The 12077-nt window shown below is 66.8% G+C and carries 15 protein-coding genes; 7 read left to right on the top strand and 8 right to left on the bottom strand.

The window, feature by feature from the left end:
* Both B2W70_RS08790 and B2W70_RS08780 read left to right on the top strand, forming a co-directional pair.
* The coding region (locus tag B2W70_RS08790; RefSeq protein ID WP_286744905.1) for a hypothetical protein at positions 1–300 on the top strand (300 nt) is incomplete at its 5' end.
* A 465-nt stretch (positions 301–765) separates the two neighbouring features.
* Complete coding sequence (locus B2W70_RS08780; RefSeq protein WP_286744903.1) at positions 766–1764, top strand: GIY-YIG nuclease family protein; 999 nt, start codon at positions 766–768, stop codon at positions 1762–1764.
* Between the two features lie 55 nt (positions 1765–1819).
* On the opposite strand, the gene B2W70_RS08775 is transcribed toward B2W70_RS08780, so the two are convergent.
* Entirely contained in the window at positions 1820–2611 is a 792-nt protein-coding gene (locus B2W70_RS08775; protein WP_286744900.1) for a hypothetical protein, read from the bottom strand.
* Between the two features lie 361 nt (positions 2612–2972).
* Here B2W70_RS08775 and B2W70_RS08770 point away from each other — a divergent pair, with 361 nt between their 5' ends.
* The 3 genes from B2W70_RS08770 to B2W70_RS08760 all read left to right on the top strand — a co-directional run bounded on the left by B2W70_RS08770 (position 2973) and on the right by B2W70_RS08760 (position 5249).
* Complete coding sequence (locus B2W70_RS08770) at positions 2973–4043, top strand: hypothetical protein (RefSeq protein ID WP_286744897.1); 1071 nt, start codon at positions 2973–2975, stop codon at positions 4041–4043.
* Positions 4012–4767: a LuxR family transcriptional regulator gene (locus tag B2W70_RS08765; RefSeq protein ID WP_286744895.1), complete on the top strand. Its 756-nt coding sequence runs from the start codon at positions 4012–4014 to the stop codon at positions 4765–4767. The genes B2W70_RS08770 and B2W70_RS08765 overlap by 32 nt, the downstream gene beginning before the upstream one ends.
* Before the next feature lie 71 nt (positions 4768–4838).
* Entirely contained in the window at positions 4839–5249 is a 411-nt protein-coding gene (locus B2W70_RS08760) for a hypothetical protein (protein ID WP_286744892.1), read from the top strand.
* Between the two features lie 9 nt (positions 5250–5258).
* Here the strand turns inward: B2W70_RS08760 and B2W70_RS08755 are convergent, their stop codons facing one another.
* Positions 5259–6167: an SMP-30/gluconolactonase/LRE family protein gene (locus tag B2W70_RS08755; RefSeq protein WP_286744890.1), complete on the bottom strand. Its 909-nt coding sequence runs from the start codon at positions 6165–6167 to the stop codon at positions 5259–5261.
* 155 nt (positions 6168–6322) lie between these two features.
* Here B2W70_RS08755 and B2W70_RS08750 point away from each other — a divergent pair, with 155 nt between their 5' ends.
* Both B2W70_RS08750 and B2W70_RS08745 read left to right on the top strand, forming a co-directional pair.
* Entirely contained in the window at positions 6323–7222 is a 900-nt protein-coding gene (locus B2W70_RS08750; protein WP_286744888.1) for an alpha/beta hydrolase, read from the top strand.
* The gene (locus B2W70_RS08745; RefSeq protein ID WP_286744886.1) at positions 7219–7809 is read left to right on the top strand and encodes a TetR/AcrR family transcriptional regulator; all 591 of its coding nucleotides are present in this window, start codon (positions 7219–7221) and stop codon (positions 7807–7809) included. Before B2W70_RS08750 ends, B2W70_RS08745 begins: the two co-directional genes overlap by 4 nt.
* Here the strand turns inward: B2W70_RS08745 and B2W70_RS08740 are convergent.
* The 6 genes from B2W70_RS08740 to B2W70_RS08715 form a co-directional block, all read right to left on the bottom strand.
* Entirely contained in the window at positions 7776–8087 is a 312-nt protein-coding gene (locus B2W70_RS08740) for a hypothetical protein (RefSeq protein WP_286744883.1), read from the bottom strand. The two genes, B2W70_RS08745 and B2W70_RS08740, sit on opposite strands and share 34 nt — an antisense overlap.
* Positions 8045–8794: an NAD-dependent epimerase/dehydratase family protein gene (locus B2W70_RS08735; protein WP_286744880.1), complete on the bottom strand. Its 750-nt coding sequence runs from the start codon at positions 8792–8794 to the stop codon at positions 8045–8047. The genes B2W70_RS08740 and B2W70_RS08735 overlap by 43 nt, the downstream gene beginning before the upstream one ends.
* A 41-nt stretch (positions 8795–8835) precedes the next feature.
* Positions 8836–9525, bottom strand: a complete 690-nt coding sequence (locus B2W70_RS08730) for an outer membrane protein (RefSeq protein WP_286744878.1) — start codon at positions 9523–9525, stop codon at positions 8836–8838.
* Between the two features lie 36 nt (positions 9526–9561).
* Positions 9562–9945, bottom strand: coding sequence for a hypothetical protein (locus B2W70_RS08725; protein ID WP_286744876.1), 384 nt, complete (start codon positions 9943–9945; stop codon positions 9562–9564).
* A complete protein-coding gene (locus B2W70_RS08720) occupies positions 9929–10756 on the bottom strand; it encodes a thioesterase II family protein (RefSeq protein WP_286744874.1) in 828 nt (275 codons plus the stop codon). The genes B2W70_RS08725 and B2W70_RS08720 overlap by 17 nt, the downstream gene beginning before the upstream one ends.
* Positions 10753–12077: AfsA-related hotdog domain-containing protein (locus B2W70_RS08715; protein WP_286744871.1), on the bottom strand; the 1325-nt coding region annotated here is incomplete at its 5' end. The genes B2W70_RS08715 and B2W70_RS08720, both read right to left, overlap by 4 nt.

Raw genomic sequence — 12077 nt, 5'->3', positions numbered from 1 at the left:
GGCGAGCCGCACCATGGCGGCGTTGTCCAGGTCGTCAACGACCTGGCCTTCGAGCTGGTGGCCGAGGCCGATGGCGCCTCCCTTTACCTGGTGGACCACGATGCGCCCAAGTCGGCCAAGGGCGTCACCGGCAAGCTCACGGTGTTGCAGGGCGGCAAGAAGACCGAGGCCGAGCTCAAGGAGGCTGGCGGCAACCAGCTTCGGGCCCAGGGCGTCAAGCTGGGCAAAGGCGACAAGGTGGTGGCCGTGCTGAACAACGTCGCAGGCAAGACCGTGACGGTGCGCTTCACCTTGAAGTGAGGCGCCGAGCATTCTGGAGCATGCTTCGGAGGCCCTCCCGGCATGGAGGTCGGCGCACGCAAGGATCCTGACGACGTGTCGCTCGTGGACCTTGGAGGACGCGCGAAGGTGTTTGCTTCGCACCCGAAAACCTGACTTCTGTGCATTGAGTCGCTCCTTGCATGTTCGTTTGCACCGGTCTCCGCTTGGTTGGTTTTTTCGTTGACCCAAGTTCGAGCCGACCGGTTTCCTCGCTCGGGTGCGACTTTGTCCGTTGATGTTGGGAGACTCGAACCGAGTGAAAAATTCGGTTGGCGCTTGCTGTCAGCGAGCGCGGCTCTCAGCCTGCCGTGGTGCCGGCGCCTGGTGCGCCAGCTCTTGTCCAGCGGCCCTTCGTGAAACAACCCGAAACGTGCCCACCACGTTGCGCCAATAGAGTGGGGACATCTCACATGCGCCGGGATTCACGGCATCCGGAGGCACAGATTGGCAACCTCGGAATCCACCCACATCTACCTTCTCTGGCATGAGACCGACGGCGTCTTCAAGCTCGGGAAAGCGAACGATGTGCACGCGCGCATGGCGAGTCTTCCGGATGCCATCGACGTCGCTCGGTCTCGCCAGATGCGGGTGCCGAGCACCGCATTGGCCACGCGACTGGAGAAGCTGTGTCACGTCCTGTTCAGTGCGCATGCGCGCCCCAGGCCGCACCGTGGCGATGGCTACACAGAGTGGTTCGACACAGCGGTGCATGAGCAAGCGGTGGCCTTCCTCGAGGGCAATCGCGACTTGATGGGCTGTGGGCCGCTCACCCCGGTGCCACCCAAGGCGCGCAACGACGGGGCCCTGGCGAGCGTGGGAGCCCTGAGCGAGGCTCGCCAGCAAGCGCGGGAAAGCATGCGTGCGGCGTTGGCGGCCCGTCACCGCGAGGAGCGTCGCCAGTTCAACGCCCAAGCGCTCGGCGTTGCGCTCGAATGGCTGCAAACCATCGAGGAAAAGACCACCGTCATCGGGTGGTGCGACACCACGTTTGTGGTGTGGGCCAATGAGGGGGAAGACCTGTTTCGAAGCCTGGGCCAGTTGCATCACTTCCTTGTTGAAAAGCGCGTGTTCTCCATCTTCGAGGGGTGTTCGGGGACGGCCAACGGCATCTTGCTGTTCGAGTGCCAGGGCGACCAGGACTGGATGCGAGGCCGGTGTGCGAAGTGGGGGCTGCCGGAATTGGAGCCGCTCGAGCGCATGCTGCTTGCAGCGCCACCGGTGCCACCAGGCTGCGTGGATGACCTGCGCCAGCTGATGTCGGTGTCGTTCTGCGACGAAATGCGTGCCTCCGAGGACGAGCAGCGGGCGTGGCGGCGGCACATCGAGAAGGTGACATCTCGCATGCTCGCCGAGGTCATGGAAGACCGCAAGCCCGTGCCCGACTTCGAGCAATGCTGCATCGAGATGGCCGATGCGGTGATCGCGCCAGGGCAGATCGGCTGAGCAGCGGCCTGAGTGATGTCTTGCGGAGCTCTGTGTTCAGGCCCAGGCTCGCGCATCAAGCCGTGTATTGACGCAGTGCTTGCCGCGACGACCAGTTGCCTGTGTTGACCCCCGTGCTGCCACCGTTGTTGGCCTGAGAGGCCATTTGGGTCGCGGCTTCGAGCAAGTTGGTTTGCTGCCTTTTCAGCAGCGTGGCTTTGCCCGAGAACAGGTTGGTGGCGAAGGCCAGCCGGCTGGAGTCCGAAAGCTCGCTGTCTGCGCGCTTGCCGATGGCCTTGCCCAGTTGCGACAGCGTGGACAGCCCCGTGCCGGCGCTGGTCGTGGCGTCCGAGGGCGTTCCATTGCTGGACGCCGCTGACAGGGCTTTTTTCAGCGCTGCGGTGTCCAGCTTGAGCGTGCCGTCGGGTTGCCGTGTGAGCCCCAGCTTGGCCAATTGAGATCGGCTGGTGTCGGTGTTCGTGAGGGTGCGCCTTGAGGCGGCCAGCGTGCCGCTCGCCGAGCTTGACTCATCGGGCCGGGAAGCCTGGATGGCCTGGTTGTAGGCGGCGACGAAGCGCTCGACGGTCTGAGAGGCGTCGGCCACGCTGGTGGTGGCGCCGAGTTGGCTCATGGCTTGAGCGGCCCCCTGCAGCTCCGACACGGTGGCCTTGTACTTGCCCAGTTGCGACAGCGACGTCGAGTCGCTTTGCAGCTGGTTGCGCACTCGCTCGTGCGCCTTGCCCAGCGCGGGCGAAATCTTGTTGAGCGCCGCAGTGGTCGGGTTCTCCTGGGCGGCTACTTGGGCGGTGGCGGTGGTTGGGGCGGCGTTGGCCTGGGCCAAGGCTGCCGACGACAACGACACGGTCATCGCGCTCCTCCTGTTCGGTCCAGCACGTCCACACGTGCCTCGGGCCGAGTGTCCCGGATCAGGCGATGCGGGCAAGCCTGGATCAAGGGTGAGTGGCCCGCTCAATTCGACGCCATTTGTTCTGTGGACCTGTGTCCATGGTCGGGCGAGCGAGCCTGCAACGCAGGCCGTTGCACGTGTGTTCGGTGATTTGGTGCCTGGCTGCGACAGGTCGCTCTTCTGGGGGTGCTGATCCAAGGGGGATATGTCAGATCTGACAGTTGAACAGACGCCGCCAGAGGCGCCCAATCGTGCCCAGGTTGGGGCCCGACCCGAGTGAGTCGTTGGCCCCGCATTGATCGACGTGCAACAGGAGGCATGCATGACCCACTCTTCACGCTGGCGAGCCAACCTCGTCCAGGCCTTGCCCATTTGTGTTCTGGGTTGGTGGGGGGCGCACTCGGCGCATGCTGCGAGCCAGCTGACGGCGAACACCGCGGTCGTGTCGGCCAGCGGCCAGGACATCCTTCGCGATGCGCGCACCTTGACCGATGTGCAAGGGCGTCAACGCCTCGATGCGTTGGTCGACCACGCCGTGGCCGCACCCGAGGGAACGAGCGACGCCGGTCGCATCCAGGGGCAGGCGATCGCCGACATCGATGTGCAGCAAGGCGGCATGAAGTTGCTGACGCAAGTGCAATCGGTCATCCCGTCTGGCGAGCGTTTGCGAGGTGAGTCCTTCGCGTCGGCCAGCCTGTCCGACACCTTGCGCCTTGCCGGGGCCGGGGGGCAGCAGGCGCGCTTGCGGCTGCAAGTGGGATACGACGCCACCCATGACCTGAGCCCCGTGGCCTCGGCCGAAGTCGCGTCCTACCTGATCCGCAAAGAGTCGACCACGGACTTCAAGGTCCGCGTCAGCTGGGAGGTCCCCAACCCCCAGCACGGGGCACCTGGCTCTTCGGGCGAAGAGTCGCCCACGGTCACCGAACAACGCATCCTGACGGGGCGCATGTGGACCTTCTGGGATGGTCGCACCCAGTGGTACAGCACCGCGCTGACCGAGGTCGATGTGCATGGCGACCTGGGCACCTCCGAGCGCTCCATCTACTTCGATGAGCCGCCTGCGGGGTCTTTGCCCGATGCGCGTTGGCAGGGCTCGCATGCCTTTGACGTGTGGGTGCCCGGTGACACCGACCTCCAATTCGAGTGGCTGACATCGGTGCATGCCGCTTGCGCCGACACCCGTGCGTGCGGCGCGCAGGTCGATGCCATGCACTCGTTCAACCTCGCCTTGCAGCCCAGCGTGGGGCAGGTGACGTCGGCCAGCGGCTACGCCTTCTTGCAGCAGTCGGCGCCGGTGCCCGAGCCCCATGCGATCTGGATGACGGCCCTGGGCTTGTGTGCATTGGGGGGCCGTCGCGGTGTCCGACAAGTCATCCGCCGAGCTGTTTGATCGCCTGCTGTCGGCGCAACTGGCGTTTGCCTCGGCGCCCAGCATCGGCGCCCTGACCGATGTCTGCCGTCAGCTCAGCCTCGACCTGGGCTTTCGGCACTTCGTGTACGCCCTGCGCGTGCCCACGAACTTTGCCAATGCGCGCTTGATCATCCTTGACGGCTACCCGCCCGAGTGGGTGCAGCGCTACTTCGCTTGCGCGTACCACGACCACGATCCGGTCATGGCGTACTGCTCCAATCAGGTGGTGCCGATTTGCTGGAGCGACCTGACGCAGTCCCTGTCGGGGCCTTCGCGTCACATGATGGCGGATGCGGCAGCGCACGGGCTGGTCGATGGCGTCACGGCGCCGGTGCACAGCCCGCAGGGTGAGCTGGGTGTGTTCAGCCTGGCATCCGATGCGGCGCCCGAAGAGGCGCGTCGGGTGGCGGTGTCCGCCTTGCCCTGGGTGGCCATGCTGGCGGGGCACCTGCACGAGGCGGTGCGACGCGTCAGCGGCTTGCTGCAGCAGCCGACCCCGGACCTCAGCCCCAGGGAGCTGGAATGCCTGCGCTGGGCCGCCGATGGCAAGACCTCCTCGGAAATTGCTCAGCTGCTGGGCATGTCCGAGCGAACCGTGAACTTCCACTTGCAAAACGCGGTGCACAAGCTGGACGTGGCCAACCGGCAGCACGCCGTGGTCAAAGCCGCTGCCACCGGGCTGATCCAGCCCAAACCATTTTGAGTCAGCCTGTGGGGTGGTGGGCCGTCGGCCTGCAACAGGCGGCCGTTCTTCTCTCAACCAGGAAACCAGACATGATGACGATCACAGGCTCGACACCCATCCGCCTTTCCGGCGGCTTGCTCCTTGGCGCCATGGCCTTGCTGGCCGGGTGCGCCGCCACGCAGGTGCCACAAGACAAGCTCGAGCAACGCACGGCCATGGCCATCGGGCGGGATGTGGGGGCCTTCACCATCTCGAACCAGGCGATGGAAAGCGATGGGGGTGGGCGCATGAACTACACCGTCACCACCAAGGATGGCGCGCTCTACCAGTGCTACATCTACGAAGCGCCCCCGCTGGCCAAGATCACCTCGTTCGGCATGGCGCCGACCACGTCCGATGCCATCTGCACCCAGAGGAGTGGCGCCAAGCCCGGCAAGGCCGCGCAGAAGGAAACCCCGCCCGCTTGCAATGCCTTGCTCAAGGCCGCAGGTCGTTGCTGAACGCGACCCTCAAGGCACCGCCCCAGGCACCTCGAACAACCCGCCACCGTGCGTTGTCACGTAAACGCTGGTGGTGGAGAACCCCGCGCCGTCGGAGCCTGGCGTCACCGCGCTGGGCAGCATCAAGCCTCGCGCCAGGGTGCACCAATTGCCCTCAGGCGTCAGCCGCCAGACCTCGCCGCTCCAGTACGACGCCACGTACAACAGGCCCTGGCGGTCGATGCCCAGGCCGTCCAGCCAGGTCCAGCCGCGCCCCTCGGGGGCTGGCGCCACCAGCCGAACCTGACCCGACTCGCGGTCCACCGCCATGACCTTGGGCGGGATCATTTGGTTGACGTAGAGCGTGCGCTGGTCGTGGCTGAGTGCCAGGCCGTTGCTGTTGAGCGCCAGCCAGCCGCGCTGCACGGTGCCGTTGGGCAGGACTCGATCAAGGCTCCTGGCCAGGTCGTCCGAGGCGTAGAAGGTGCCGTCGTCGGCGCGCACCAGGCCATTGGCCATGGCCAGGCCCTTGACCACAGGCGTGGTGGCGCCGGTGGCCAGGTCCACCTTGGAGATGCCGGCCGAGCCCAGCCAGGGCAGCAGCCCATTGAGGCTGTTGCCCGTGCCCACGTGTGCCTCGTGTTCGCCTGTCACGGCGATGCCGCCTGGCGACTTCAGGGCCGTGGTCACGGTGGTGACCTGGCCTTGCGGGGCCTCCAGGCGGAACAAGGCACCTTTGGTGACGCTGGTGAACAGCAGGCGTCCCTGACGGTCAAAAGCCAGGGACTCGAGTGGGCCGCGGCCGCTGGTGAGTTGGCGCGCCGGGCCTGCGCCAGGGCAGTCGGGCGGCGCGGCGCTGACGGGGTTGTGGGCCAGCGCACACAGCGCCACCGAGAGCGCAGCGGTGAGGATCGGGGTCCTCCCTGTGGGTTTGTTCATGTGTTTCTCCTGTGATTGTCGCATCTTGTGTGATAGAAATATCACACCGATCGTATCCAAGTGTTCCTGCGTTCGCCTGGGGGCTTTCACGGGGTGGCCGCGCGCGGTCAAAGCCATCGCCGGGACCCCTTGACCTGTGACCTACACTCGCGCCGATGCCTTCTTTCCCGCCCGATTCGCCGACCCTGCCGGACCACCTGCTCGCGCCTGACGGCACCCGTTTGCACCTGAGCCACTGGCCCGTGACGCGGCCGCGGGGTGTGGTGCAGACCCTGCATGGCTTCGGTGAGCACCAGGGGCGCATCGAGCCCCTGGCGCAGGCGCTCAACCGAGCAGGCTGGGCCGTGGCGGGCATCGACCACCGGCACAACGGTCGCTCTGGGGGTGAGCGTGGTGTCGTCCGCGATGGCGACGACTTGCTGCGCGATCAGGCGCAATTGCACGATGTGCTGGGCCTGGCCTATGGGCGCCTTCCCCGCGTGATGATCGGCACGAGCCTGGGCGGTTTGTTGGCGGCGAGGTTCGCTGCGGCGCAGTCAGGCCAGGCCGAGCTGGAGCCTTGGGTGCGTCCGCTGGACGCGGTGGTGCTCATCGCCCCTGCGCTGGCGCCGGCCTTGTCGCCACCACAAAGCGCCACACTCGCCGTGCTGTCCCGCATGGTGCCGGACCTGCCGGTGTCGCTGTCTTACATGCTGGGCTGGGGCTCGTCCGTGCCCGAGGTGGTGGCCGCCAAGAAGCAAGACCCGCTCATCCACACCACGATGACCCCACGCGTGGTGCAGCACATGCTGTCTTCGGCGCAGCGCGTGTTCGAGCAGTTGCCCAACTGGCGCACCCCGGCGTTGATCTGCCACGCGGGTGCCGATCGGCTGGTGGCGCCTTCGGCCGCGCGGCGCTTTGTGCGCGAAGCACCTGCCCACCTGGTGCACGAGATGGCCTTTGCCGACATGGCCCACGACCTGCTCCACGAGCCCTGCGCCGATCAGCTCATCGCTGCGATCGTGGCCTGGCTGCAGCCGTGGGCGGTGTCCGACCAGCCAGGCGCACGCCCATGACCCGCAGCGACAAAGCGCCTGGCCATGCCGACCCAGGCAAGGTCGTCGGGGCCACCCGCACGCGGTTGATCGAGGCCGCGATGGGGGAGTTCATCGAGCACGGCTTCGCTGGCACCGACACCAACCGCATCGCACGGCGAGCGGGCTTTGCGCCGCAAACTTTTTACCGATGGTTCTCCGACAAGGCTGCGGTGTTCGCCGAAGTGCTGCACGTCTGGGAGGAGGCCGAGTTCGCGCTGTTCATGTCCTTGTTGGGGCCGCATGAGCTGACCCCGCTGCAGCTGGCCGAGGCCTGTGTGGAGAACATGCGGCCTTTCCTGACGTTCCGCCAGCACCTGCGCTCGGTGACCCTGCAGGACGCGGCGGTCAGGGCCGTGCGCGCGCAGGGTCGCGCCGCCTTGATGTCACGCCTGGGCCCCTGGTGTGCCCACCTCGCGCCCGAGTCGCTGGCCCACACGCTGCTGCAGATCGAGTCCTTGAGCGAGATGCTGGCGCGCGGCGACTTGTCCGACCTGGGCGTGAGCGGCAGCGAAACCCTGCAGGCCCTGGCGGATCACATCCGGGCACTCAGGCCTGCGGGCGCTTGACGTGCTGGCGAGCCCAGGCGCTCGCTCCAGTGGTGGTGAACGCGGTCCAGCAAGCTGGCGAGTGATTCGCTGCGGTAACCCAGGTCCCGGGTGGCCAGTTGGTCGTCCGCCAGCATGTCACCGCAAAGGATCTCGGCCAGACCTGGGGTCAGCTCGGGCCGCTTGCCATCGACGCGAGACCACCAGTCCGACAGCCTGGCCACGGTTTTGAGCACCGGCGCTGGAACGGTCGAGGTCACGGGTTTGACGCCCGTGCGGCTGGCGATCGCGTTGAACATGTCCAGGTAAGACACGGTGGGCCCACCCAGCACGTAGCGCGGGGCGGCGTCCGGGCGCAGCGCGGCCGCCACATGGGCCCGAGCCACGGCCTCGACCGCGCAGAAGTTGGCGCGCCCCTTGGGGCGGCCTTGAGTTTGCCGGCAACGGCGTCATCGAACATCTTGATCCAGCCGGCCTGGTCATGTGGCCCCAGCAGGTGAGAGGGGTGCATGCTCACGGTGGACATGCCTGCGCGATGCGCGTTCTGCAGCTCCTCATCGGCCATCAACTTGGTCAGCAGGTAAGGGTTGCGTTCGCTGCTCATCGATCGCAGGCTGTTGTGCTCCGAGATGGGCTCGCCTTCGTCCTGAAAGACGCCCAGGGTCGAGGTGAGCACGACACGAGAGGCCCTGCGCTTGAGCGCGGTCAGGATCAGGTTGCGGGTGGCCGTGACGTTGTCTCGCATCAGGATGTCCATGTCGCCGTGCCACATCGAGATCGCACCGGCCACGTGGAACACCGCATCGGGCCTGTCCGGCATGGCCGCGAGCAGCTGCCGCTCATCGTCCAGTGAACCATTGCGGATGCTCAGGTGCGGCGACTGCATCCAGGCGGGCACCTCGGATCGGACCAGGGCGGTGACGTGCCAGCCGGTGCTGAGCAGCTCCTGAACAAGGTGCCGACCCAGGAAGCCTGCGCCTCCCGTGACGAACGCGGTCTTTCCCATGGTGTGGTGTTCCTCGTGTGTGTTGGGTTGTGGGGAGGCGCTCAGAACTTCAGGCGCAGCCCGAGCTGCGTCGTGAAGGCGCGGTAACGGGCCTCGACGTTGCCGGGGGGGATGTTGGGGATGTTGCCGAAGCCGCCCGTGGAGGTGCGCACGCGGCGGTGGCCCACATCGAGCGTCATGGCTTCGCTGACGTCCCAGCTCACGCCAAAACCCCACTGGCGCACATCGACGTCGGCGGAGGCGTCGCCGAAGCTCACGCCACCTGCCGCGAGGCCCTTGACGTCCAGGCTGCCTCGGCCCAGGCCGGCGCCGATGTATGGCTTGAAGGGCAGGCCAAGGGGTTTGAGGTCGAAGTCGTACCAGAGGTTGACCACCCAGCTCTTGAGCTGTTCCTTGCCATCGCCGGCCAGCACGCCGCCGCCGTCATAGAGCCGGTTGCCGAAGCTCTGGATGTCGTTGCTGCGCTGGCTGTAGCTCAGCTCGATGCGTGGACCGATGTCCAGCGCGCGGCCCACCGAGATGGCGCGCGCACTGGCGAACTTGAAGTCGTTGTCAAACCCGATGTTGACGAAGTTGAAGCCCTGTTGATAGAGGTTCTGCTGCGAGGCCCGGTTCGATCCCAGTTCGATGGCGGCGTAGTTGTGCCCGTCCAGCCAGTGGGCGTTGGCGTGTTGGGTGCAGGCCAGCGAAAGCAGGGACAGGGCGGCGAGGGTTTGAAACTTCCGAGACATGGTGGTTCCGTTTTGAGGTTGAGGTGAATGGGCAGGTCAGGCAGCGGCTGCGACATGGGCCTTGAGTTCGGCTTGGGTCAGCATGTTTCGCAAGGCGAGCTGCAAAGCGGCGCGCAGCTTGCGCACCAGGAAGGGGGCCAGGACCCACGAGAGCGGTCCACTGAGCACGGCGCCATGCCGCACGACGTTCAGCCTGCTGTCGATCGACTCGACCTCGTGCGTGAAGCGAACCCGAAGACCGGGCAGCCGAACGGTGTTGCTGTAGGAGCGAAGCAGCTCCACGCGCTCGAGTTCGAAGCGCAATTCGGGGCCGCCTTTGAGCTTGAAAGCGCCGATGGTGCCGGGGCGAAACGCACCGTCCAGGCGGCTCCACTCGACATCGGTGTCCCAGGCGGGCGAGCCCTCAACGTCGATCCACATCTTCCAGATGTCGGTGGCTGAAGCGCGCGTGGTGGCTTGAACTTGTACGTGTGGCATGGTGAGTGAGCGGGGAGTGGGTGTCTGAATGGATGAGCCGCGCGTGCTCGATGTCCTGCACGATCAGGTCGATCACCTGGCGGCGTCGAACGCCAGCCAGGAAGAAGTGCCCACCGGGCAGGACGTGGTGGCGCACGGTGCCGCTGACCTGCCGAGACCAAGGCAGCATGTCCTGTGGGCGGGCCAAGGGGTCGGCGTCGCCTGCAAAGGTGGACAAGGCGCAAGGCAAGGCTTCGATGGCCCCTGAACCTGCGCCGTGGTGCGTCTCGCACGCACGCAAGTCCGTGCGCATGAGGTTGAGGTAGTTGGCCGTGATCGCTTGGGCTGGCAGGGCTCCCACGCGCTGCAGGCGTTCGACCAGGAGCGCGTCGGGCAGTTGGTGCAGGCGCTCGCCTGCTGGCCTGGGGTGTTGCGGCGCTCGGTGCCCGGATGCGCCCAGCCACAAGGGGGCAGGGCATCGCCGGGCAAGCATCTGGCGCGCAACCTCGTGGGCCACCATGGCACCCATGCTGTGACCGAAGAAGGCGAGCGGCCCTTGCGCCAGCGGCTCCACCTGAGGCAACAAGCACGCGGCCAGTTCGCACAGGTTGTCGAGTGCCGGCAGGTGGGCCAACGCGCCCCTGCCTGGGTACTCGATCAGGCTGACGCGCCAGCTCGCGGGCAGGCTCGCTGCCATCGCTCGGTAGCTGTGGCCATGCCCTCCGGCATGGTGAAACCAGACCAGGTGCATGGGGGCGGCCCCGGCTGCGTTCATGCGGGCTCCGCCTGGCGCTGTGCCGCGTAAACCTCGGGTGCGATGGCCTGCGAGACGATGGTGGCTTGGCCGAACGCGCCCTGGTCGTCGCACAGCTGCATGGTGACCTTGCTGGTGCGCGTTGTGCCCGTCCACGCGACCGGGGAGAAGCTGGGGCTCAGCCACAGTCGGCCATGGCGCCCGATCGGTGCACTCAGAGAAAAGCGCAGGTCCACGAGGTTCATGGGCGTGCCCAGCGGCACGGCCAACTTGCCGTGGGCCACCAGCATGAAGCACTGGCGCGCGACCTCCAGGAAGTACAGCATCGACAGGCTGCCTGGAGGTCCGTCGGACAAGGCGTGCCCCTCGGGCAGTTCGGCGGTCACGACGCCCAGCGCGCCTTCGCGCACCTCCAGGTCATGGACCAGGCGGTTTTCGGCGCGGGCTTTGTGCAGCCACTTTGCATCGGGCAAAGCGGTGGTGGCCGGCGAGACCGGGGCCGGGGCGCGGGGCGGGGCTTCGGTGGTGCCCACTTCGACCTCGCACACACACTGGCCCGCTTGTTCGATGCGAACGACGAAGCCTTGGGTGCCGTCTGCCTGACACGTCAGGCGAATCGGGGCCTGTTTTTCGGTGTAGCGCCGGAACCGAACGCCCAGGCTGCTTGGCTGCCGCGATGCCTGGCCCAAGTCGACCAGGGCCAGCTCGGTGAGCTGGAGGGCCGCCTCCAGCAGGAGGATGCCCGGCACGTGGTCGAGCGGGTGATCGAAGTAGTAGGGGTGGCCCTCGTCGACGATGGCCGTGGCGAGCCAGGTGCCATGCTGGCGATCGATTTGTCTGAGCAACACGTTGCGTGGGTCGCGCCGGTTGACCATCAGCGGTGCACCGGGATGCGGGCAGGGGGCAGCCGGCGGCGTGTGCTGGAGCCGCTCCACGATGCGGGTGCGCAGGCGCAGCGCTTGCAAGAGGGTGTCGGCCAGGGCCTGAGGCCATGCAGAGATGGCGTGGCTGGACGTGGCCACCGGGTGCGCGGCGGGCTCCGCTTGCGCCGGGGGCATCGCTGTATCGGTTTCTGGCACGGGGGAGGCATCAGGCTCGCTGAAGCGCACGCGCAAGGGCAGTTGTGCGGCGGGCTCGCTGACGGGCGGGCGGGCCTGGATGCGATCGATGAACAACCAGGCCACGGGCGTGCCCCGCTTTCGCCACTCGATCCAGGCGTGGTCCTGCCCCGAGTTCAGGGCCGCCAGGAGGGTCTCCATCCCGCAGGCTTCGCCCATGAAGCCTGCGCGTTGCTGCGCGGCTCCCAGGTCGGATTGTTTCTCCGGGCACAGTTCGACGAAGG

Origin of the sequence: Aquabacterium sp. UBA2148 (assembly GCF_002328915.1) — a bacterium.
GTDB lineage: Bacteria > Pseudomonadota > Gammaproteobacteria > Burkholderiales > Burkholderiaceae_C > Aquabacterium > Aquabacterium parvum.
Note: the sequence above shows the minus strand (reverse complement) of the source record. Positions and strands in the feature narration are given on the sequence as shown.